Origin of the sequence: Desulfovibrio sp., assembly GCF_034006445.1 — a bacterium.
Classification (GTDB): domain Bacteria; phylum Desulfobacterota; class Desulfovibrionia; order Desulfovibrionales; family Desulfovibrionaceae; genus Desulfovibrio.
Map to the genome: position 1 here is coordinate 1 of NZ_JAVESS010000031.1, position 21113 is coordinate 21113.

Consider the following 21113-nt stretch of genomic DNA (forward strand, 5'->3'; position numbering starts at 1 on the left):
GCAAAAGGGTCCCTCCCCCACACCCCCTCCCCCCAAAAATCTTTATTGTGTTGCACAATGGAGCAAGGCTCTAAGCCTGATAAAAGGCGGCGACAGCGTTTTTCAGGCTTCACTCCCATTTCAGGGGTATCTGCTTCTGAGTGTTTTCCGTAGGCGTGAGGCAGTGCGAAAGGCCACATGGAAGTGATAGGGGAGACTTGTGCGGGAAGACAGGCGGTGCGGGCGGCGTCAGGCAGAGGGAGCGACAGAGTCGGCAGCATCGGCAGGACTAAAAAAAGCAGCGCCCCCTGTGGAAGCGCTGCCCTTGTGTGAACAGTGTTCGTCCTAGAGCAGATTAACTTTGAGAATGTACATTCTCAAAGTTTAAGATACGCTCGCTTCGGTGCTTAACCGCGCAGATAAACTGCGCTTACACCTCTGCGGCGGGCGTCTGCTTCCGCATCCGCCAGAGCAATTTCAAAGTGAAATTGCTCTAATCGAGGCCCATGGCCTTGCTGATTTTTTTGGCGGCTTTTTTAACTTTTTGCAGCGGCGTCTGCTCCCCGGCTGCCTCAAATTCGCGCAGCAGTTCCACCTGCCGGTCCGAGAGGCGCGTGGGGGTAAGCACCCTGACTTCCACCAGCATGTCGCCGCGCTGTCTGCGGCCAGGGTAGGGCATGCCCTCGCCGGGCACGCGAAGCACAGCGCCGCTCTGCACGCCCTTGGGAACATCCAGGGGAATGGGTTTTTCCAGGCCGGGAATTTCCACCCTGTGCCCGAGGGCCGCCTGCACAAAACTTACTTCCTGAGTAAAGACAAGATCCTGGCCCTGACGCCGCCAGCGCTTGTCCTGCTCGACAGTCAGCACCACGTAAAGGTCGCCGGGAGGGCCGCCGTGTACGCCGGGCTCGCCCTCGCCGCGCACGCGCAGCCGGGTTCCCGTGTCCACGCCGGCGGGCACGCGCACCACAAGCTCCCGGGTATCGGTCACAATGCCTTCACCCTTGCACTTGGCACAGGGTTTGGTAATGACGCGACCCGTGCCCTGACAGGTGTTGCAGGGCATGGCGATCTGGAAAAATCCCTGTGACCGGCGCACCTGGCCCGTGCCGTTACACTGACGGCAGGTCTCGACCTTGCTGCCCGGAGCCGCGCCGCTGCCCTTGCACTCGCTGCAGGTAACGTGCTTTGGCAGGGAAAGGGTGATTTCATCACCAGTGGCGGCCTGGGAAAAAGAAATGGTCAGGTTGTAGCGCAAATCTGAACCGGCCATGGGGCGCGGCCCCCGGCTGGCAGCAGAAAACCCGAAGAGATCACCGAAAATATCGCTGAAATGGGCGAAAATATCTTCGTTGCTGCCAAAACCTCCGCCCCCGTTTACGCCAGCATGTCCAAAGCGGTCATAGCGGGCGCGCTTGTCGGGGTCGCGCAGAATGTCATAGGCTTCGGCCGCGCGCTTGAAATTTTGTTCGGCCTCGGGATCATCGGGATTGTGGTCCGGGTGATACTTGAGGGCAAGCTTGCGGTATGCCTTTTTGATCTCGTCGTCGCCAGCGCTGCGGCTAACGCCCAGCACCTCGTAGTAATCAAGCTCCATCATGGTCCGGATTCCGGTGGCTGCGTGCTTGTGCGCCTGGGCTAAAGGTTGTATTCACAGGCGCGGCGGCTGCCCAAGGACAGCCGCCGCGCAGACAATGTAAACTATGAGTCCTTACTCACCGGAGGCAGGCGCGGCCTGTTCTTCGGCAAGGGGATTGTAAAGGCTGTCATCGTCGGGCAGCACTTTGCCCGCGGCGATTTCGCGAAGGGCGGTGACCACTTCCTTGTTGCGTGATTCCACCAGGGGTTCATATCCCTCACGGTACTGATGCACGCGCTTGATGGCCATTTGCACAAGCAGAAAGCGGTTGTCTACGCGCTCCTGGCAATCTTCAACTGTAATACGGGCCATGCTGCCTCCGTAGTGTGCGCGGCCGGGGCCGCTGACTGGGGCGAAAGGCTTTCCGCCGCAGTTCGTTTTGATAAATAATACCGCCCGACCATTTGTAAAGGGCCGGGCGTGGAATACGCCTGGAGCAGGCTTTGCCTGCTGAAATAAGATATGATATAGGCCGCCATTGACACTGTCAAGCATGCCCGGAGCGCCAGGCAGCTTAGACGATTTTGAAGGAGATTGCCAGCCATGAGCAGAGAAAAAAGGTCTTTCGCGCAGGAAGTGTGCGTAAAAAGCGCGGGCAAGGCCATGCAGATGACAAATATGCTCTGGCCTGGCTGCCGGGTAGGCGTGGCTGCCTCCGGCGGAGTGGACAGTTTTGTGTTGATGAAGACCCTTAAAATTCGTCAGGGAATCGTACCTTTTCACTTTGAAATCATGGCCCTGCACCTTAACCCCGGTTTTGACAGCCAGAGTCACGCGGCTCTTTTGCCCTGGCTGGCCGAGCATGGCATTCCCTCCCATGTGGAAGTGACAACCCACGGGCCTGACGCCCACTCAGAGAAGAATCTGCGCCGCTCGGCCTGTTTTCGCTGCGCATGGCTGCGCCGCAAGAGGCTTTTTGAGCTTTGTGCGCAGTACAAGCTGACCCACCTGGCGCTGGGCCACAATGCCGAAGACCTGGTGGAGACGTTTTTTATGAATATCTGCCGAAACGGGCGTGTGGACGGCATGAGCATGAACGAGCCTTTTTTCAACGGCCAGTTGCGGCTCATCCGCCCGCTCATGCTTGTGGAGAAAAAATATATCCGGCAGGCGGCGCGCCAGTGGGGCCTGCCCATATGGGCCAATGCCTGCCCTTCGGCGGGCAGAACCGCCAGAAGCGATATGGCCCAGACGCTGGAGCACCTCTACGCCGTCACCAAGGATGGCCGCCGCTGCGTGCTCAACGGCCTGACGCGCTGGCAGCTGGAAAAAAGCAGCAGTGCGGCGCAACAAGACGCCCCGGACGAGGCGTAGGCGCGGGCTGCGCCGTCAATTTTCTTGCATTGACAGGGCCGCCCTGGCCCCCTAAAGTTTGCGCACATGCTTTTTGGCAAATATCACATTGTCATATTCAAGGAAGGTCGCAGCGGCAGCCGCAATCTGCGGATGCGCGGCTGGTTCGGCTTTTTTGCTTGCGTTCTTGTGGTGGCTCTGGCGGCTTGCAATGTCTGGCTGGTGCGCGCCTGGCTTGAGGCGCGCCATCTCAACGACGACCTTGAAAACTCCCAGCGCGTCATCAGCGAGCAGCGCCGCCAGCTTGTCAATCTGGCCGAGCGCATTTCGCAGGTGGGACGCGACCTGCAAAGGATTCAGAGTTTCGACTCCAAACTGCGCATCATGATGAATATGGATAAAGACCCCGCCGATGCTGGCGGCGGCCTTGATATCGCGGGCGATTTTTCGCGGTCTTATCTGCCCCTGCACCGACAGGAGCTGGCCGCCCGCAAGATGCAGGATTTTCTTGAACGGCTTTCGGAATCCTCCCGCCTTGAAGAAGTGCGCCAGCAGGATCTGTTGCTGGCCCTGCGCGAAAACAGGGACGCGCTTTCTGCCATGCCCACAATCTGGCCTGTGGTGGGCTTTGTGTCTTCCAGCTTCGGCTGGCGCTCCTCACCCTTCGGCGGTCGTGGGCAGTTCCACAAGGGGCTGGACATCACCAACCGCATCGGCACCCCCGTGGTGGCTCCGGCACAGGGGCTGGTTACGCAGTCCGGGCATGACGGCGCGTACGGCCTGAGCCTGGAAATCAACCACGGCGGCGGCGTTATCACCAAGTACGGACATATGCAGCGTTGCTCCGTGCCCGTGGGCGTTTGGGTCAAGCGGGGACAGGTCATCGGCACTGTGGGCATGAGCGGAAGAACCACCGGCCCGCATTTGCACTATGAAGTGCGCCTCAATGGCGTGCCGGTGAACCCCATGCGCTACATTCTTGATTAATTTTTTTGTGAAATTTTTTTGTGGGGGAGGGACCCTCCTTAGACCAGATTACCTTTGAAATGTTGCACATTTCAAAGGTGTCATTCTGCCAAAAATGCGATTTTTGCCTGAATCCACGCCACGTTGTGGCGCGCTGCACAAGAGTGCAGCGTTAGAGCATTTAATTTTTTTCAAAAACTAAATGCTCTAAAAAGGGTCCCTCCCCCACGCCCCCACCCCCTAAAACTCTTGTTGTCGTCCGTGATAGTACCGAGAGTTTTTTTGCACTGAAAGCGCACGCTCGCCTAGAAGTGTAGATGTGAATTACTCATGCGGGCGCTCGCTGGAGCGGCGTCTTCCACCCGCGCGCCTCCATAGCTCATTGGCGGCAGGGCTTCAGGGATAATCCGTTTCAGAACTGGCGGGCTTCGCCTGCCCGGATGCCCCCCCTTTTCTCACGTTTATCCAGCCGCGCGCCATATGCCAAACTGGACAGCAGGGCATTCACTCTTATATACTGAGAGCAGTGAGGACGACCTCCCCCATAAAGGGTATGTAATCCGGGACGACCCGGCTCTGATCAAGGAGAGCCGTGATGGCCTGGATTTTTCTTTTTTTCGCCGGACTGCTTGAGGTTGTCTGGGCATATACAATGAAGCTGTCGCTTGGTTTCACCAAGCCTCTGCCCACGGTACTCACCTTTGTGGCCATGGCCGCCAGCTTTGCGCTGTTATCCGTAGCCATGAAGAGCCTGCCCCTGGGCACGGCCTATACCATCTGGACGGGCATCGGCGCGGTAGGGGCTTTTTTGCTTGGCATACTGGTGCTGGGCGAGCCTGCCAATGCCATGCGCGTGGGCGCGGCCGCGCTTATAGTGACCGGGCTTGTGATGATGAAAATTTCTTCGTGACCGTCTTTTCCTCTCGTGACATCCACCTCATCGCACATCTCCCAACCGAAAAAGCCGCTGTAAAAAGCGGCTTTTTTGTTGGATACGCACGTTCACGTAAAATAGTTCTGGGGGTACTGCGGTGCAGGCGTTTGTCATAAGGGATCTGCGAAGGTATCCGCGCTGTTCATGCAGATACCTTTTGAGATGGTGCGAAGCCTTTATGACTCCGCCTCTTGATCCCCGCTCCAGATCAGAAAACTCTTTGGGCCATACTGGAGCACCATAAGAGTTTTAGGGGGTGGGGGTGTGGGGGAGGAGACCCTTTTATAGAGCATTTAATCTTTGAAAAAAGTTAAATGCTCTAACGCTGCACAAGAGTGCAGCGCGCCACAACGTGGCGTGGATTCTGCCGAAAATCGCATTTTTGGCAGAATGACACCTTTGAAATGTGAAACATTTCAAAGGTAATCTGGTCTAAGGAGGGTCCTCCCCCACAAAGCATTTCTTTGCCGCAGACAGTCGCGACTACAGCTTGGGGCTGCCGATGGTCGGCAGGGCCTGTTCCATGCTGTGGCCAAGGGCCAGCAGCTGCGCTTCGGCGAAGGGTTTGCCGATGAGTTGCATGCCCACGGGCATCTGGCTTTCAGCGCCAAGACCCACGGGCAGCGAAAGGCCGGGCAGGCCCGCCAGGTTCAGGGACAGGGTGTAGGCGTCCATGAGGTAGATCTCCAGCGGATCCGCCGTATTGCTGCCAAGGTCGCTGGCGGTGACGGGCGACACGGGGGCCAGCAGCGCGTCGCACTGGTCAAGGGCTGCCAGCAGCTCGTCGCGGATGAGGCGGCGCACCTGGGCGGCCTTGCGGTAGTAGGCGTCGTAATAGCCGGAGGAAAGCACGTAGGCTCCCAGCATGATGCGGCGTTTGACTTCCTGTCCGAAGCCTTCGGTGCGGCTGCGCACGTAGAGTTCTTCAAGGTTTTTGATGTCGGCGGCGCGGTGGCCGAAGCGCACGCCGTCAAAGCGGGCCAGGTTGGAGCTGGCTTCGGCCATGGCGATGATATAGTAGGTGGCAATGGCCGCATCCGTATGGGGCAGGCCCACTTCCACAAGCTCAGCGCCGTTGTCCCTGGCAGTCTGCATGGCGGCTTCGCAGGCCGTGCGGACTTCGGCAGACAGTCCTTTGCCGTAGAACTCGCGGGGGACGCCCAGGCGCGCGCCCTTGAGGGGGCGGCTGGCGAGCGTGGCCGTGTAGTCTTCAGCCGGGCGCGGATCGCAGGTGTTGTCGCGGGCGTCGGGCCCGGCAATGGCGGTAAGCATGCGCGCGCAGTCGGTAACGCTGCGGGTCAGCGGGCCAACCTGATCCAGGGACGAGCCGTAGGCGATGACGCCGTAGCGTGAAACGCGGCCATAGGTGGGCTTGAGGCCCACGCAGCCGCAGAATGCGGCGGGCTGGCGTATGGAGCCGCCCGTGTCCGTTCCCAGCGAGGCAAAGCACTGACCGGCAGTCACCGAGGCTGCGGAGCCGCCGCTGGAGCCGCCGGGAACCTTGTTGACGTTCCAGGGGTTGCGGGTGGTCTGGTAGGCCGAGTTTTCCGTGCTGGAACCCATGGCGAACTCGTCCATGTTGGCCTTGCCCAGAATGACGGCTCCGGCTTCACGCAGTTTTTGCACCACAAAGGCGTCGTAAAAAGGGGTATATCCTTCAAGTATGCGCGAGCCGGATGTGGTGGGCATGCCCTTGGTGGAAAGGGCGTCCTTTACCGTGACAGGCACGCCCCACAGGGGACGCGAGGCGTCGGGGCCAGCCTTGTCCAGAGCGGCGGCCGTTGCCAGGGCGTTTTCGGCGTCCACATGCAGAAGGGCGGCCAGCGCGGGCTCGGTGGCGGCCACGCGGTCAAGGCAGGCGGCGGCCACTTGTTGGGCGCTCAGTTCTTTTTTTTGCAGCGCCTGGGCCACAGCCGTGAGGGAGAGGGAGCATATGTCGGTCATGGGTATTCTCAAGTGTTCCGCTTACGGTATTTGCGCGAATACTAACAGGTCTCCGGGAGTACGCATGCTCCGGGAGCAGGGCTTTTGGGCAATTGCCGTACGGGCTGCCAGGGCAGCCGCCCGCTGTAACGGCGTAGCCGCTTGCCGTAACTGCCGTGCCGTAACTGTTGCGAATGGCCGTTCTCAACGACAATTCGCCCAGAGCAATTTACGCGTGAAACGAGTTAACTGCTCTGCAAGGATTTTTCTGAAAATCCTTGCCACAAAATGCGAGCAGGCAGGTTTTGCCCGCCGTGCACGAGCATTTAACATGCTAAATGCCCGAGGAACGCTCTGATTAAAGAGCCTCTTGGAAACGCGCAGTTATTTCGTTTGGCAAGGCGCGATCTTTTTTTGAAGCAGGAGTGGACTCTTCCGTCCTCGACTGTTTCAAAAAAAGTGAAGCAACGCCGCCAAACGGAATAAATCAGCGTTTCCCTAGAGCAATTTCACTTTGAAATTGCTCCGGCGACTGCGTGAGCAGGCGCCCGCCGCAGAGGTGTAAGCGCAGTTTATCTGCGCGGTTAAGCACCGAAGCGAGCGTATCTTAAACTTTGAGAATGTACATTCTCAAAGTTAATCTGCTCTAAACGATGCGCGGCACCATGAAGTACTCGCCGTCAGCCTCGGGGGCATTGGCCAGCACTTCCTGACGGGTGCGCACATGGGCGGCCACGTCTTCACGCGCGGCGGACGTATGCTGCGCCGGGCTGTACAGGGGTTCAACGGCGCTGGTGTCCACCTTGGCGAGCACATCCATATACCCGAGGATGTCTCCCAGTTGCCGGGCGAAAAGCTCCTGCTCCTGCCCGCTCAGACTGAGCCGTGAAAGTTGGGCCATGTGGGCCACTTCTTTTGAACCGATGCCTTTATTCTCTGCCATTATGAAGTCCTTTGTCCGGCCCGGCGGCGTTTGCTGCTCGCCGGGCCACAGATGGTGTTCTAACGAAGTTTGTTCTAGCGGTGTGCGGGCAGACTGAGCTTGTACGAGGGACGCGGCGTGGTGCCGATGGGCTGGAGCGTGGGCTGTTGTTGCGTTTCGCTCGGCGTAACGGGATTGCCCGTGGCGTCCACAGGGGGCAGGCCCTGCATGCGCAGCGCTGATTGCTGCAAAACGTTGCTGTGGGTCTGGCGGAAGTCTTCCAGAACAACGGGCACCATGCCTGTGGACGACACGCCGAAGATGAAGAGCTTCTGGTGGGCCACACCGGCATTGTCCCAGGTGATGGGAGCCATGCCCCAGACCATCTGCGAAGCGCGCTGCACGCGGGCGGTAATTTCCGGCGAGCTGAGGCGCGTATTGAGGCCGAGGCTCACGGCAAACCGCGCGAAATCATAGCCAAGGGCCGTCCAGAAGTCCGAGCCGGGCGCTTGCAGGGCGCGCGGCGCGCGGGTCTGGTTCCAGGCGGCGGGAAAGACGGCGAGAGCGTACTTTTCGGGCGCGTTCACCACCTTGCCGGAGAGCCCCTGTTCCCACAGCGTGGTGCCGAGCAGCACCAGGCGGTCTTCGCCATTATAGAGCAGGCTTGTGGTCAGCATTTCCATATTCTTCCACGAATCGGGAAGAAAAAGGGCTTCAAAGGCTGTCTGCGGCACGGGCGTGCTGCTGCCCTCGGGCGTTTTGGCATTGATGAGCGGCGCTACAGCCGTACTCCAGGAGGTGGAGTCTGCCGGATTGTACGAGGCTTTTTGCAGGGCCATATTACGCTTGTAGAGGCTCTGCTCCAGAAGGCCCGTCATGCGTGCTCCGTAGGCATCGCTGGGATAGAAGGCCCCGTAGCTGCGTATGTTCAGGCTGTCGGACGCAAAACCGATGAGGGCGTCGATCTGATCCTGGGGGCTGGGGAAAAAGCGCCATGCGCGCGTGCCTTCGTCGCCCTGCTCGAGGGAGGGCAGAAAGGTGAAGAGCGCGCGTTCGGCCGTGACGCCCGCGTTGCGGGCCTGGGCATAGTTGGGCATTTGCAGGGGGCCGCCCACCACGGTGCAGGACGGCGGCAGGGCCTTGAGCTTTTGCAGCCAGTCAGCGGCGGAGGTGTTGATTATTTCAAGGTGCATATTCACGCCGTTGGCAGCCATTTCCTTCCGGGCCATCTGCGCGCCCTGGCGGATCTTGCTCCCAATGGGCGCATACGGCCCTGAAGAGGGCAAGGCCAAAGCCACGCAGGTTTCGGGGCCGACAACCGGCTTGGCCGGGGCCACGGGGGCGCCCTGCCCGCTGAAAGGCATCTTGCAGGCGCTGAGGCTGCCAAGCAGCAGGAGCGCCAGAAGGCCAAGCGTCAGGCGCGTGAGGGCGCGGCTGCACGTCGTGGATGTATGCACTGTATCCTCCGGCAGGGTAGGTATTATACGGGTGCTTGTTATGCTCGCAAAAAACAAAAGGTCTGACTCACGGGGAGCCAGACCTTTTTAGTACAGTGGAGGCTTTGAAGCAAGTTCGCCCAGGTACGGGCGGTGACCACCCTGCCGTCAGGCTGGCAAGCCGCCTGGCCGCCGGTGGCTGCAAGCGCTTGCGCTGCAGCCGGAACCGGTCAGTAAACCTGGGGAAACTCTGCGGCCAGATATTCCTGGCGTGCTTATTTCTTCACTTCGGTGTAGTCGGCGTCCACCACATCGTCACCGGCATTGCCGTGAGACTGGCCTTCGGCCGCACCCGCCTGCGGGCCAGGCTGGCCGCCCGTCTGCTGGGCCTGCTGCTGGTAGAGCTGCTCGGCCAGCTTGTGGGATGCCTTGGCGAGATCATCCGTGGCGGTCTTGATGGCAGCGGCGTCTTCGCCTTCCATCAGCTTGCGCAGGTCGGCCATCTTGGTTTCAATATCGCTCTTCACCGTGGCGTCAGCCTTGTCGCCCAGGTCAGCCAGGGACTTTTCAGTGCCATAGATGAGGCTGTCGGCATGGTTGCGGGCTTCAATAAGCTCCTGCTTTTTCTTGTCTTCATCGGCGTGGGTTTCAGCCTCACGCACCAGCTTCTGGATGTCGTCTTCGGACAGGCCGGAAGAAGCCGTAATCTTGATGGACTGTTCCTTGCCGGTGCCCATGTCCTTGGCGGACACGTTGACGATGCCGTTGGCGTCGATGTCAAAAGACACCTCAATCTGCGGCACGCCACGGGGGGCCGGGGGAATGCCCGTAAGGTCAAAGCGGGCCAGGGTCATGTTGTCGCCAGCCATGGGGCGTTCACCCTGGAGCACGTGGATGGACACCGAGGGCTGATTGTCCGAAGCCGTCGTAAAGACCTGGCTTTTGCGCGTGGGGATGGTGGTGTTGCGCTCGATAAGTTTGGTGAACACGCTGCCCATGGTCTCAATGCCGAGGGAAAGCGGGGTCACGTCGAGCAGCAGCACGTCCTTCACGTCGCCGCTGAGAATGCCGCCCTGGATGGCAGCGCCCATGGCCACCACTTCGTCAGGGTTGACGGAGCGGTTGGGCTCCTTGCCAAAGAACTTGCCCACAACCTGCTGTACCAGGGGCATACGGGTCATGCCGCCCACGAGGATGACCTCGTCAATCTGGCTGGCAGACATGCCGGCGTCGGCCAGGGCCTTTTTGCAGGGCTCGATGGTGCTTTCCACGAGGTCGCCCACAAGGGATTCCAGCTTGGCGCGGCTGATCTTCATGAGCATGTGCTTGGGGCCGTTCTGGTCAGCCGTGATAAAGGGCAGATTGACCTCGGTTTCCATAGAGGTGGAAAGGTCTTTCTTGGCCTTTTCGGCGGCTTCCTTCAGGCGCTGCAGGGCCATGCTGTCCTTGGACAGGTCAATGCCGTTCTCTTTTTTAAACTCTTCCACCAGGAAGTTGATGATGCGCTGGTCGAAGTCTTCGCCGCCCAGGAAGGTGTCGCCATTGGTGGCGCGCACTTCAACGACGTTGTCGCCAACTTCGAGGATGGAAATATCAAACGTACCGCCGCCAAGGTCGAAGACCGCGATTTTTTCGTTGGCCTTCTTGTCCGCGCCATAGGCCAGGGAGGCGGCCGTGGGCTCGTTGATGATGCGCTTTACTTCAAGACCGGCGATACGGCCCGCGTCCTTGGTGGCCTGGCGTTGGGCGTCGTTGAAGTAGGCCGGAACCGTGATGACGGCTTCGGTAACGGTTTCGCCCAGGTAGGCTTCAGCGTCGGCCTTCAGCTTGGCCAGAATCATGGCCGAAATTTCAGGCGCGCTGTAGGTACGGCCATCCACCTCAACGCCAGCGTCGGCATTGGGGGCTTTGACGATGGCATAGGGGCTGTGCTCCTTCCAGCGGTCAACCTCGGGGCTGTCAAACTTGCGGCCCATAAGACGCTTGATGGCGAAAATGGTGCGCGTGGGGTTGGTAACGGCCTGGCGTTTGGCAATATCGCCCACAAGGCGTTCCTTGTCCGTAAAAGCCACCACGGAAGGGGTGGTGCGGCCGCCTTCAGGGTTGGTGATGCATTTGGGATCCTTGCCCTCCATGACGTAAACGCAGGAGTTGGTAGTACCCAGGTCAATACCGATAATCTTGGACATATGGTGATCCTCCTCGGGGAAAGCTTTTTTCGTATAGTTTCGCGCAGCGACCGTGTCGCCCATTGGGCCGCGCAGAACGGCGCGCGCGACAAATTCTGGCAGATGGCTGCCCAACTGCGAGGTATATGTAAGTCCTTCTGACGGGTCGTCCAGAGCATTGCCGAAAAAAAACAATAAAAAGTGTGTGCTCGGAGGGGCGGAAGGCGGTTTTTTCCCCATTTTTTATATTTGACCTTTCTTTCCCAATCTTGGTAGTGAATTATTTAACTTGCGTGTCACGGCAGACACATAATCTGGAGGAATACAGTGAATATCGGCAGACGAGATCTTATCTGCGGCCTTGGCGGGCTTGCAGTTGGCGGAGCTATGCTCGGATTGGGCGGCGCCGAGGCCAATGCTGCGGAGCAGACGCAGCAGGCAGTGGGCCGCTTTGACCAGGTTGGAGGAGCCTTTGGTTGGACGCCCCACAAACTCGACCCCAAGGAATGCGCAAAGGTGGCCTATGAGGGCTACTGGCACAAGGGTTTTGGCTGTGGCTTCGGTTCGTTTTACGCTATAGTCGGCCTGATGGGCGAAAAATACGGCGCGCCGTACAATCAGTTTCCTTTTGCCATGCTTGAGGCCAACAAGGGCGGCATCTCTGACTGGGGCACCATTTGCGGCGCTCTTTATGGAGCCGCGGCCAGCTTTTCGCTGTTCTGGGGTCGCAAAGAAGTGCACCCCATGGTGAACGAACTGTTCCGCTGGTATGAAGTGACCAGACTGCCCGTGTATAATCCCGGCGACGCGGCCCAGGGCTTCAAGGGCGAGCAGCCCATGAGCGCCTCGGATTCCGTGCTCTGCCACATTTCCGTGTCCAAATGGTGTTATGAAAACAAGATTGAGGCCGACAGCAAGCAGCGTAGCGAACGCTGCGGCCGCCTCACTGCCGACACGGCCTTCAAGGCTGCGGAAATCATCAATGCCAAGATTGAGCAGGGCAAGGATTTCAAGAGCACCTTCCCCTTGCAGAAGTCCGTGAGTTCTTGCGGCGAGTGCCATATGACAAAGGGCAATGACGCCAACTGGGCCAAGGGCGTCATGGACTGCACCCCCTGCCACAGCGGCACGGCCGCCACGCAGAACAAGTTTGTGAATCATCCTTAAACCAGTGTTGCTGTCATTCAGCCGAAAGATGTGATTTTCGGCTGGATCCGCGCCATGTTGTAGCGCGCTGCATGTTTGTGCAGCGTCAGCGCATGGACACTTTTTCAAAGGCAAAAAACTTTAGTCGCCGTGACGAGTTACTGGATTGAGTGTCGGGGGCGTCGGCAAACGGCCCTGGCAGATGAACAAGGGTAGGCCTTTCCTGAGGAAAGGCCTACCCTTGCGTTTTGCGGCATGCACGGGAGTGGTGCGCATTTGAAACCGTCCGGTGGCTGGAGCAGAAAGACGGGGTGAAATATTTCATATTTCAGTGTTGTTATTCTGCTTTTTCGCGATGCCATTGTGCTGAAAGCAGTGGTTTTCAACCGAGTCAGCGCAAGAGAAAAGGCTTGCTGCACATGGCGCAATGTCATCATGTGACATGATTCACATTGTCGTATTGCTCTTTGGACGTCACGGCGTTGCAAAGCGGGGCGAAAAAAGGTTTGGGCCTAAAAACAAGCGACATCCGCCGGAAATTTCCAGCGGATGTCGCTCGTGGGCGTATGCCCGAATATGCGCGCGGGGCGCGGCCTGACGTCAGGACTGTTACTACGAAACGGCCTGTTATGCCCGGACAGCGTGCGTTTTTGATTCCGCTTCTGCGGCGAGGGCCTGTTGTTTGTCTTCCTGGCGGATGACGTCCAGGATGCCGGTGACAACGCTGACCTGCCCGGCCATGTCGCTGACCTGACGCGCGGCCATATCCATGGCTTCGGCGATGTGGGCGCTCAGGGTATTCACTTCAGCGATATTGCGGTTGATTTCTTCAGAAGCGGCGGACTGTTCCGTGGCTGCGGCGGCAATGGCCGAAACGCGCGAACTGGAGTCGCCGGCGAGGTTTGAGATGCGCTCCAGCGACTGGCCGGATTCTTCGGCCATACGGCCCACTTCCTCAATGGAGGTCACGGTGCCGTCGACAGTGGTGGAGCTTTTGCCGGTGCCTTCCTGAATGGTGGCAATGGCGGTTTCCACCTCGCGGGTGGCGCTCATGGTTTTTTCTGCCAGCTTGCGCACTTCATCGGCCACCACGGCAAAGCCGCGTCCGGCCTCGCCCGCGCGGGCAGCCTCAATGGCGGCGTTGAGCGCCAGCAGGTTGGTCTGGTCGGCAATGTCGCGGATAAGCGTGAGTACCGTGCCGATGTCCTTGGCCTGCTTGTCCAGATCGGCCATGTCGCCCTTGAGCCCGCTGGACTGCTGCTGCACGCTCTGCATGCTCTGTATGGTGCGCAGCACTATGCCTGCGCCGTCCTGCGCATGCCCCTGCACCGAGGTGGCGGCCTCCGCCGCGCCTTCGGCGTTGTGGGCCACTTCAAGAACAGTGGCGTTCATCTCGTTCATGGCAGTGGCTGTTTCGGCCATGCGGTCGGCGGCTATGCCCGCCTTGTCGCGCACATCGCCCAGAGAGGCGTTGAGGGAGTCGGCCGCCCTTTGCAGGTGCGAAACCACGGCCTCAAGCTGCGTCACGGTGGACATTCTGGCCTGATGCGCGGCGGCAGCGGCCTTTTTTTCAAGAAGTACTTTTTCGGTAATATCTTCGCCTATTTCCACATGTCCCACGGTTTTGCCCTGTGAGTCCTTCAGGTAATCCAGCATAATCTGCATGGTCTTGCCGTTGGGCATGTGGTTGATGACCTGTTTGTTGCCAAGGCGGAGCTGCTCAATGCCGCATTCGGGCGTATTACAGATGTTGCCCTGCTTTTCGGAGCAGTGTTTGCCCACCACGTCCGACTGACAGGTTTTTTGCATGCTTCCGAGGGCATTGGTATTACAGAACGTCCAGACCATGTCGTTGTCTGTGACGGAAATGGACAGGGGCAGGGTATTGAGTATGCTCTCGTACCAGTGGGCCTGGGCCTCGAGCTTTGACACCATGGTGCGCAGGGATTCGGCCAGATGCCCAAGACAGTCTGTGCGGTACACTTCAAGCTTGGCGTCTTCGTGCCCGGCGGAGATGGCCTCGGCAAAGATCACGCATTTTCGGATGGGCGAAAGCCAACTGTTGATAAGCACGGCCCCTATGGCGCCAATGGGCACAACCACGGCCAGGCCGCCGAGCAGTGTTTTCCACATCTGCGGCGAAGAAAAACCGTCGGCCATAATCAGGTTGAAGCTCACAAGCATGGCGGTACATGCCAGCACAAGGCTTACAATGAAAAAAATGATCATGCGAAGGCTGAGGGTAATATTCATACGTCTATCCTTGAGTACCCGTTGCCGGAGTCACAGGTTGCTGAGGAAAAGTTCTGTGTAGCTGTGCCTGTGAAGCGGTGTTGTGTCGTCGTGGCTGCCTGCCTATGCAGCCCAAACGTGTAATGCTGCCCGGTTGCCAAAAATAATTGTGCTCTAAAATGCCCATTATTATATGCTGTTAGGTATGTATGTCTCCTCTTCTCCGTGCGAGAGGACACAAACCCAGAGACCTGTGTCGCGTGAGCATTCGGCTACAAAATGTAAATATCGGTTATGCAAAAATAGGGTAAAAAAGCAGAGCCTGCAAGTATCAAAAGTACATTTTCAGAGTGATACGCAAAAGTGCTTGCTCCGTGTATATTGATTCTATCGGACATGCCCCCCAAAGATTTATAGCCTGTCTGTTGATCCATACATTTTTGTATTAAAAAAACAGGGGGGTTTACTCAAGAAGGGTTGTCAGCGCCATGACAAGACAGACCCCGCAAATACAGGAAACCGAAGCCGCGTTGCCGTTGCCGGAGGCATTGGCCTCAGGAATGACTTCTTCAAAAACCACATAAATCATGGCGCCGGCGGCAAAAGCCAGGGCCACGGGCAGTATGCCCGCAGTTACGCCCGCAGCCAGAGCACCCGGCACTGCCCCCATGGGCGCGGTAACGCCGGAAAGCATGCCATAGAAAAATGATTTTTTGGCCGAGTAGCCTTCAGCTCGCAAGGCGGTGGAAACAACCATGCCCTCGGGCAGGTTTTGCAGCATGATGGATACGGTAAGCACCATGGCCGTACTTATGCCGAGGCTTTCGATGTTGCCGAGCATGGCGTTTTCAGCCGCGGCCGCGCCGTAGCCCACGCCGATGGCAAGCCCCTCGGGGATGTGGTGCAGGGCCATGGCCGTCACCAGAAGTACGCTGCGTCTCCAGCTGGTGGAGATGCCTTCGGTGGTGCCCTGGACCAGGTGCAGGTGGGGCAGGGCGCGGTCAAGCAGCAGAAGAAAGGCCGCGCCCAGCAAAAGGCCGAAAACCACGGGTACAAAACCAAGGCGGCCCATGTGTCCGGCCATTTCCATAGCGGGTTGCAAAAGGCCAAAAAAAGCCGCGCCAAGCATCATGCCGCCAGCCGCGCCAAGAAGACAGTCCATGGCCTTACGCGAAAATTCGCGGCGGGTGAAAATGAAGGCGGCCCCCAGGGTTACTGAAAGCCAGGAGAGTATGCCCGCCACAAGGGCCTGCATCAGGGGGTGCAGGATAAGGGATTGAACGGAAGAGCTGGCCAGTTCCATCTGGACCTCCCGGTTGTCGAAAATATATTTTGCGAAGGGACGCTGCGGGCGAACGCCGTAGCGCGAAATGTTGGGATGGCTGCGCCCTGTTATCGGGGCAATGGAGCAAGTTCACCAGTGATGCTGTCGCCAGCCGCAAGGCTTCTTCGTTGCCGGACGGCCGCCGCTTGAAATTATTCTGGCGACTGCGTGAGCAGACACCCGCCGCAAAGGTGCAAGCGCAGCCTGGGCCGCTTCCACGGCCTGCATCTGGCCAACAAATGGGCCTGCTCAGGCTGCGCGGCGGCCTTGGCGCGGGATTCCGCGTGAGGGCTGCTGTATGGCAGCTTGGGGCAGTCCATGCAAGGCCTCGGCGTTACGTCCTTTGCGCGGGGCGCTCCACGCGGCGGCCTTTAGAGCAGTTTACGAATGAAATGAGTTAAATGCTCTGCAAGGATTTTTCTGAAAAATCCTTGCCACGAAATGCGAGCAGGCGGGCTTTTGCCTGCCGTACGCGAGCATTTCAAGTGTTAAATGCTCTAGGTGAGATCCTGGCGGTACTGCAAAGACTGCCGCAGGGTTTCCTTATCCATATACTTTACCTCGGCGCCCAGCGGGATGCCCTGGGCGAGGCGCGAGATCCGCACCTGCGGAAAGCGCGAGGACACCATCTGCCGTATGAAGGTGGCCGTGTTCTCGGCCTCAAGGGTCGCGCCGAGGGCCAGGATAAGCTCCGTAATCTCGCCTTCTTCAAGGCGGCGCACCAGCCTGTCGGTATCAAGGCTTTCAGAGTCCACACGGTCAAGCGGGGCCAGCAGACCCCCAAGAATCATGTATTGGCCCCGGTAGAATCCGCCCTCGTCGATGGTCAGCATGCTGTCCCACTCGGTGACAAGGCAGAGCGTGTCGCGGGCGCGCTCGGCATCGGCGCAGACAGGGCAGGGGTCTGTGGACGAAAGCCCCCCGCAGCGCGAACACAGGTGCAGGTTGTCACGCAGGTCGTGAATGCCCCGGCCAAGGCGGCGCGTTTCGGCCTCCGGCCACTTGAGCAGCACCATGGCCGCGCGCATGGCGGATTTGGGGCCAAGGCCCGGCAGGCGCGCAAGCTGCTCTACCAGGGCCTTGAGCGGTTCTGGAATGCGTTTGTTCATGAACCTAGAAAAGACCGGGCAGCTTGATGCCGCCGGAAATGTTGCTCATTTCGCGATCCATGGTTTCACGGGCAATGCGTCCGGCTTCGTTGACGGCAGCAAGGATGAGGTCCTGCAGCATTTCCACATCGCCGCCTTCCAGCGCCTTGGGATCAATGGTGATCTTGCGCAGTTCCTGCTTGCCGGAAACCTCGGCCTTGACCATGCCGCCGCCGCTGGTGGCCTCATAGCTGTGCTCGCCCAGTTCCTGCTGGACTTTGGCGATCTTATTCTGCATGACCTGCGCCTGGCGCAGGATGTCATTCATGTTGCGCATGGGATTCTCCTTAAATATTCACGTGGTTAAGGCCTGATATGGTGGCGCTGCAGTCCGGCGCGCAGTTCCGCCTTGCTGGGGCGGCTGCCGGGTTTTGCCGGTCGAGCTGCTGAACATGGTGATACCTCAAGGCATTTTGACGGTTTTTGCGTCAGTATGCCCGCAACGGGCAGGCGTGCCGTCCGTCGCAATAGTTCACGGGTTCCACCAAAACCCGCATTTGGCCGAATGCCGGTTCTAAACGCACGGCATTTCACCCTTTATCTGAACTGCTGGAAAAAACCTGCCTTGCAAAATCCTCAAAAAAATCTCCGCTTCTGGACTCAGAACCCGGCAACAGGTCGAAAAAACAGTTGGGGATCTCTCTTGATTTGAGGTTTTTGCTGATACATGGCGCACACCCTTTGTCGTGTTTCGTCGGATGCAGGGGGCAGTCCATTTTTTTGCACGAACAGAATGGACTTATGTTGTTCATGCTGTCTCCTGAGCTGTTTGTGTACCCACAGGCAGGATGGTCGCCTGTTCCCTGCCTGCCAGGATCACGATTCCAGGGGGCGGCAGCCCTTCAATGAAGCGTTGAGCACCTCAAGGCAGGGTTGCAGGGCCTCTTTACGGCTGAACTCCGCAATAAGTTCGGCCTCGGGGCGCTGCGGCTTTGGCGGGATGATTTCTACCCGCGTATCCGCCGCGCCAAATGCAGCCAATGCCGCATACAGCGCTTTGCCCTGTTTTTCAAGCTGGTTCAGCTGGGTTTCCGTTCTCGGTTGCAGACGCAACGTGTCGTCCTGCCACTGCACGCCAATGCCACGAAGGATATACGGCGCAGGGGCGGGGCGTGCGGCGGCCTGCTCCGCAATGCAGAAGTCATAAAAATCCTGCCAGTTGCGGCCGGAGCCGCCCGCAGGACCGGGCGAAGCGCCCGCAGGCCTCGCTGGCGCTGCAATTTCGTTGCCTGGCCCGGCAGTGTCCCAGGGAATCCCGCCGGAGGCGTCAGCCCCGACATCGTCGTCCATATCTGCATCCGCATAGGACGGAGCGCCCCATGCGCCGTCAGCATCGTCACCCCACGGGGCGTCGTCTTCCACGGGGGCGGCGGGCTTTTTCGGCGGAGGGGCCGCGCCCTCTGGCGCTCGTGAGGCGCGGCTGTCATCTGTGCGAAAATTGTTGCTCTGCGATGATCTGCCTGCGGCAGGATCTGAGCCTTCGGCCTCATCCCCGTCAGTGGCAGGGCCGGGAGCCGTGGCCGCGTCACGCGGACGCGCCGGGCTTCGTCCCGCGTTCTGCGCGGCGTAGCCGTTGCGGGAGGCTTCGCCCCCGGCATGGGGCGCTTGCGGCGCCGCGTGCCCGACGGGCTGGCCCGCAGACTGCTGGCTGCCGGCGCGGGATGCCGTGGCCGTGGCTTGCGCCTGGTCTGGGGCTTGCTTTGTGGCTTGCCCATATGACTGGCCTGGCGCTTGCCCTGAAGCCTGAACTGGAGCCTGAACTGAAGCCTGACCTGGAGCCTGCCCCGATGCCTGTACTGATGTCTGGCCCGATGGCTGTACTGGAGCCTGACCTGATGCCTGTCCTGCGGTCTGACCCGATGGCTGGTCAGCCATCTGCGCGGGCGTCAATTGGCCCACGGGCAGCAATTGCGGCAGCAAGGCCAGATTGAGCAGCAAGAGTTCAAGGGCCGCCGCCGGTTCCGGGCTTTGCACAATGCCGCGCTGTGAATCGAGCGTCATTTGCCAGGCGGCGTGCAGGTGCGCGGTGGAAAAACGCGGCGCGATGCTTTGCCACAGGGCGGCTTCGTCAGCGGGCAGGCGCAGGCTCGGCAGCATGGCCTCGCCGCCCTGGCGCAAAAGAAAAAGATTGCGCAGGTTGCCCGCCAGTTCGCGGATGAAAAAGCCTATGTCCACGCCCTGCTGCAATATCTGACTGCAGAGGTCGGCCACGGCTGCGCAGTCCTGCGCGTGCAGAGCAGTGAAAAGATTGCCGAACATTTCCTGTCCGGCCAGGCCGAGAACCTGCCGTGTGGCGGCTGCGGTCAGTTCCGCCCCGCCGAGGGCCAGGGTCTGATCCAGCAGGGACATGCTGTCACGCACGCTGCCAGCGGCCCGGCGGGCCAGCAGGCGCACGGCGCTTTCTTCAAAGCTGACGCCTTCCTTGCGCAGCACGCCGGAAAGATGCTCCACCAGCGCGTCTTCGCCCAGATGGCGAAAAACAAAATGCTGGCAGCGGCTCACAATGGTGATGGGAAATTTGTGCGCTTCCGTGGTGGCGAAGATGAATACCACGCGCTCCGGCGGCTCTTCCAGCGTCTTGAGCAGGGCGTTGAAGGCGTTGCGCGTGAGCATATGGGCTTCGTCAATGATGAAGACCTTGTAGCGGCCTTCCATGGGGGCGTAGCCGATGGTTTCGCGCAGGGAGCGGGCGTCTTCGACGCTGTTGTTGGACGCGCCGTCGATTTCGGTGACGTCCACATGGATGCCCTGCGTGATCTTGCGGCACTGGGCGCATTCATTGCAGGGTTCCGGGCCGGGCGCGTGCTCGCAGTTGAGGGCCTTGGCGAAAATTCTGGCTATGGTGGTCTTGCCCACGCCGCGAGTGCCGCTCAAAAGATAGGCGGCGGCGGGCCTGTCCTCGGCTGCGGCGCGGGAAAGGACGGCCTTGACCATGTCCTGTCCCGCCACCTGGGCAAAGGTCTGGGGGCGGTAGCGCGATGCGAGGGAAAGATGTTTCATGTTTTTTTGGGGGCGCGCCCGGCAGGGCCGGGCGCGCCGAGATACCTAAACTTTATAGTGGTGCAGCCAGCTGGCGTACTTGGAATTCTCGCCCTTGACGATCTTGAAGTACTCGGTCTGCAGGTGCTTGGTCACAGGCCCGGCGTGGCCCACGCCGATCTGGCGGTGGTCCAGTTCGCGTATGGGGGTGATTTCAGCCGCGGTGCCGGTAAAGAAGGCCTCGTCGGCGATATACAGTTCGTCGCGGGTGAACTGCTGTTCTTCCACCACATAGCCGAGATCCCTGGCCACTTTCATGACAGAATCACGGGTGATGCCGCCAAGAATGGACGTCCAGGGCGTGGTCTTGATGACGCCGTCGCGCACGATAAAGATATTTTCGCCAGTGGCCTCGGAAACGTAGCCGTTGGTATCCAGCATGACGGCTTCGTCATAGCCTTCGTCCTTGGCTTCCACCTTGGCGAGAATGGAGTTGATATAGTTGCCGGACGCCTTGGCCTTGGACATGGTGGTGTTCACATGGCTGCGGGCAAAGGTGCTGGTCTTGATGCGGATGCCTTTTTCAAGGGCTTCAGCGCCAAGGTAGGCTCCCCAGGGCCAGACGGCCACAATGGTCTGCACCGGATTGTTGCCGGGGTAGACGCCCATTTCGCCGTAGCCCACAAAGGAGAGAGGCCGCACGTAGCCCTCGGCCAGTTCGTTGGCCTTGAGGGTTTCGACACAGGCGGCTACCAGTTCCTCGGCGGTGAGGGGGAGGTTCATGCGTAGAATCTTGGCGGAGTTGAGCATGCGCTTGCAATGGTCTTCTAGGCGGAATACGGCGGATGTGCCGTCGGCGCAGGCATAAGCCCGGATGCCCTCGAAAATGGCGCTGCCATAGTGCAGGGCGTGGGTGAGCACGTGAACCTGAGCCTGATCCCAGGGAACCATTTTGCCATCAACCCAGATGTACTTCATCTTTTGCATGCTGTCCTCCGCAAGCCTCTTTGTAGGGCGGTCCCAT

The 21113-nt window shown here is 59.4% G+C and carries 17 protein-coding genes; 4 read left to right on the forward strand and 13 right to left on the reverse strand.

The features are described 5' to 3' along the window. Positions 1-472: 472 nt before the first annotated feature. Both dnaJ and rpoZ read right to left on the reverse strand, forming a co-directional pair. Positions 473-1579 carry a molecular chaperone DnaJ gene (gene dnaJ, locus RBR41_RS13945; protein WP_320353276.1) on the reverse strand — a complete coding sequence of 369 codons (1107 nt, stop codon included), beginning with the start codon at positions 1577-1579 and terminating at the stop codon, positions 473-475. Positions 1580-1690: 111 nt separating this feature from the next. Continuing rightward, the gene (rpoZ, locus tag RBR41_RS13950; protein WP_291303455.1) at positions 1691-1930 is read right to left on the reverse strand and encodes a DNA-directed RNA polymerase subunit omega; all 240 of its coding nucleotides are present in this window, start codon (positions 1928-1930) and stop codon (positions 1691-1693) included. Positions 1931-2161: 231 nt separating this feature from the next. Here rpoZ and RBR41_RS13955 point away from each other — a divergent pair, with 231 nt between their 5' ends. From RBR41_RS13955 to RBR41_RS13965, 3 genes are all read left to right on the forward strand, one after another. Continuing rightward, entirely contained in the window at positions 2162-2932 is a 771-nt protein-coding gene (locus RBR41_RS13955; RefSeq protein ID WP_320353277.1) for a tRNA 2-thiocytidine biosynthesis TtcA family protein, read from the forward strand. Positions 2933-2998: 66 nt separating this feature from the next. Beyond that, a complete protein-coding gene (locus RBR41_RS13960; protein ID WP_320353278.1) occupies positions 2999-3898 on the forward strand; it encodes a M23 family metallopeptidase in 900 nt (299 codons plus the stop codon). Positions 3899-4472: 574 nt separating this feature from the next. Next, on the forward strand, positions 4473-4787 hold the full coding sequence (locus RBR41_RS13965) for a multidrug efflux SMR transporter (protein ID WP_320353279.1): 315 nt from the start codon (positions 4473-4475) through the stop codon (positions 4785-4787). A gap of 507 nt (positions 4788-5294) precedes the next feature. Here the strand turns inward: RBR41_RS13965 and gatA are convergent. The 4 genes from gatA to dnaK form a co-directional block, all read right to left on the reverse strand. Then, entirely contained in the window at positions 5295-6755 is a 1461-nt protein-coding gene (gene gatA, locus RBR41_RS13970; RefSeq protein ID WP_320353280.1) for an Asp-tRNA(Asn)/Glu-tRNA(Gln) amidotransferase subunit GatA, read from the reverse strand. A 625-nt stretch (positions 6756-7380) separates the two neighbouring features. Continuing rightward, the gene (gene gatC, locus RBR41_RS13975; protein WP_320353281.1) at positions 7381-7677 is read right to left on the reverse strand and encodes an Asp-tRNA(Asn)/Glu-tRNA(Gln) amidotransferase subunit GatC; all 297 of its coding nucleotides are present in this window, start codon (positions 7675-7677) and stop codon (positions 7381-7383) included. A gap of 74 nt (positions 7678-7751) precedes the next feature. Further along, positions 7752-9113: a hypothetical protein gene (locus tag RBR41_RS13980; protein WP_320353282.1), complete on the reverse strand. Its 1362-nt coding sequence runs from the start codon at positions 9111-9113 to the stop codon at positions 7752-7754. 254 nt (positions 9114-9367) lie between these two features. Continuing rightward, positions 9368-11281: a molecular chaperone DnaK gene (gene dnaK / locus RBR41_RS13985; RefSeq protein ID WP_320353283.1), complete on the reverse strand. Its 1914-nt coding sequence runs from the start codon at positions 11279-11281 to the stop codon at positions 9368-9370. 306 nt (positions 11282-11587) lie between these two features. Between dnaK and RBR41_RS13990 the strand changes: the two genes are divergently transcribed. Continuing rightward, on the forward strand, positions 11588-12427 hold the full coding sequence (locus RBR41_RS13990) for a split-Soret cytochrome c (RefSeq protein WP_320353284.1): 840 nt from the start codon (positions 11588-11590) through the stop codon (positions 12425-12427). Between the two features lie 606 nt (positions 12428-13033). On the opposite strand, the gene RBR41_RS13995 is transcribed toward RBR41_RS13990, so the two are convergent. The 7 genes from RBR41_RS13995 to RBR41_RS14025 all read right to left on the reverse strand — a co-directional run bounded on the left by RBR41_RS13995 (position 13034) and on the right by RBR41_RS14025 (position 21076). Next, positions 13034-14659, reverse strand: a complete 1626-nt coding sequence (locus RBR41_RS13995) for a methyl-accepting chemotaxis protein (RefSeq protein WP_320353285.1) — start codon at positions 14657-14659, stop codon at positions 13034-13036. Positions 14660-15101: 442 nt separating this feature from the next. Next, positions 15102-15941 carry a ZIP family metal transporter gene (locus RBR41_RS14000; protein ID WP_320353286.1) on the reverse strand — a complete coding sequence of 280 codons (840 nt, stop codon included), beginning with the start codon at positions 15939-15941 and terminating at the stop codon, positions 15102-15104. Positions 15942-16459: 518 nt separating this feature from the next. Then, positions 16460-17071: a recombination mediator RecR gene (recR, locus tag RBR41_RS14005; protein ID WP_320353287.1), complete on the reverse strand. Its 612-nt coding sequence runs from the start codon at positions 17069-17071 to the stop codon at positions 16460-16462. A gap of 4 nt (positions 17072-17075) precedes the next feature. Then, positions 17076-17387, reverse strand: coding sequence for a YbaB/EbfC family nucleoid-associated protein (locus RBR41_RS14010; protein ID WP_320353289.1), 312 nt, complete (start codon positions 17385-17387; stop codon positions 17076-17078). Positions 17388-17640: 253 nt separating this feature from the next. Then, positions 17641-17862, reverse strand: a complete 222-nt coding sequence (locus tag RBR41_RS14015; RefSeq protein WP_320353290.1) for a DUF6485 family protein — start codon at positions 17860-17862, stop codon at positions 17641-17643. A gap of 64 nt (positions 17863-17926) precedes the next feature. Then, a complete protein-coding gene (dnaX, locus tag RBR41_RS14020) occupies positions 17927-20110 on the reverse strand; it encodes a DNA polymerase III subunit gamma/tau (protein ID WP_320353291.1) in 2184 nt (727 codons plus the stop codon). Positions 20111-20155: 45 nt separating this feature from the next. Continuing rightward, positions 20156-21076 (reverse strand): branched-chain amino acid transaminase, encoded by a 921-nt coding sequence (locus tag RBR41_RS14025; RefSeq protein ID WP_320353292.1) that lies wholly within the window; start codon positions 21074-21076, stop codon positions 20156-20158. Positions 21077-21113: the final 37 nt, after the last annotated feature.

What these genes read in the sequence shown, in the direction of transcription:
- gatC (WP_320353281.1), bottom strand. Translation starts at nt 7,677, where the DNA reads ATGGCAGAGAATAAAGGCATCGGTTCAAAAGAAGTGGCCCACATGGCC.
- dnaJ (WP_320353276.1), bottom strand. Translation starts at nt 1,579, where the DNA reads ATGATGGAGCTTGATTACTACGAGGTGCTGGGCGTTAGCCGCAGCGCT.
- gatA (WP_320353280.1), bottom strand. Translation starts at nt 6,755, where the DNA reads ATGACCGACATATGCTCCCTCTCCCTCACGGCTGTGGCCCAGGCGCTG.
- recR (WP_320353287.1), bottom strand. Translation starts at nt 17,071, where the DNA reads ATGAACAAACGCATTCCAGAACCGCTCAAGGCCCTGGTAGAGCAGCTT.
- RBR41_RS14015 (WP_320353290.1), bottom strand. Translation starts at nt 17,862, where the DNA reads ATGAACAACATAAGTCCATTCTGTTCGTGCAAAAAAATGGACTGCCCC.
- RBR41_RS13995 (WP_320353285.1), bottom strand. Translation starts at nt 14,659, where the DNA reads ATGAATATTACCCTCAGCCTTCGCATGATCATTTTTTTCATTGTAAGC.
- RBR41_RS14010 (WP_320353289.1), bottom strand. Translation starts at nt 17,387, where the DNA reads ATGCGCAACATGAATGACATCCTGCGCCAGGCGCAGGTCATGCAGAAT.
- dnaK (WP_320353283.1), bottom strand. Translation starts at nt 11,281, where the DNA reads ATGTCCAAGATTATCGGTATTGACCTGGGTACTACCAACTCCTGCGTT.
- RBR41_RS13960 (WP_320353278.1), top strand. Translation starts at nt 2,999, where the DNA reads ATGCTTTTTGGCAAATATCACATTGTCATATTCAAGGAAGGTCGCAGC.
- RBR41_RS14000 (WP_320353286.1), bottom strand. Translation starts at nt 15,941, where the DNA reads ATGGAACTGGCCAGCTCTTCCGTTCAATCCCTTATCCTGCACCCCCTG.
- RBR41_RS13955 (WP_320353277.1), top strand. Translation starts at nt 2,162, where the DNA reads ATGAGCAGAGAAAAAAGGTCTTTCGCGCAGGAAGTGTGCGTAAAAAGC.
- RBR41_RS14025 (WP_320353292.1), bottom strand. Translation starts at nt 21,076, where the DNA reads ATGCAAAAGATGAAGTACATCTGGGTTGATGGCAAAATGGTTCCCTGG.
- RBR41_RS13965 (WP_320353279.1), top strand. Translation starts at nt 4,473, where the DNA reads ATGGCCTGGATTTTTCTTTTTTTCGCCGGACTGCTTGAGGTTGTCTGG.
- rpoZ (WP_291303455.1), bottom strand. Translation starts at nt 1,930, where the DNA reads ATGGCCCGTATTACAGTTGAAGATTGCCAGGAGCGCGTAGACAACCGC.
- dnaX (WP_320353291.1), bottom strand. Translation starts at nt 20,110, where the DNA reads ATGAAACATCTTTCCCTCGCATCGCGCTACCGCCCCCAGACCTTTGCC.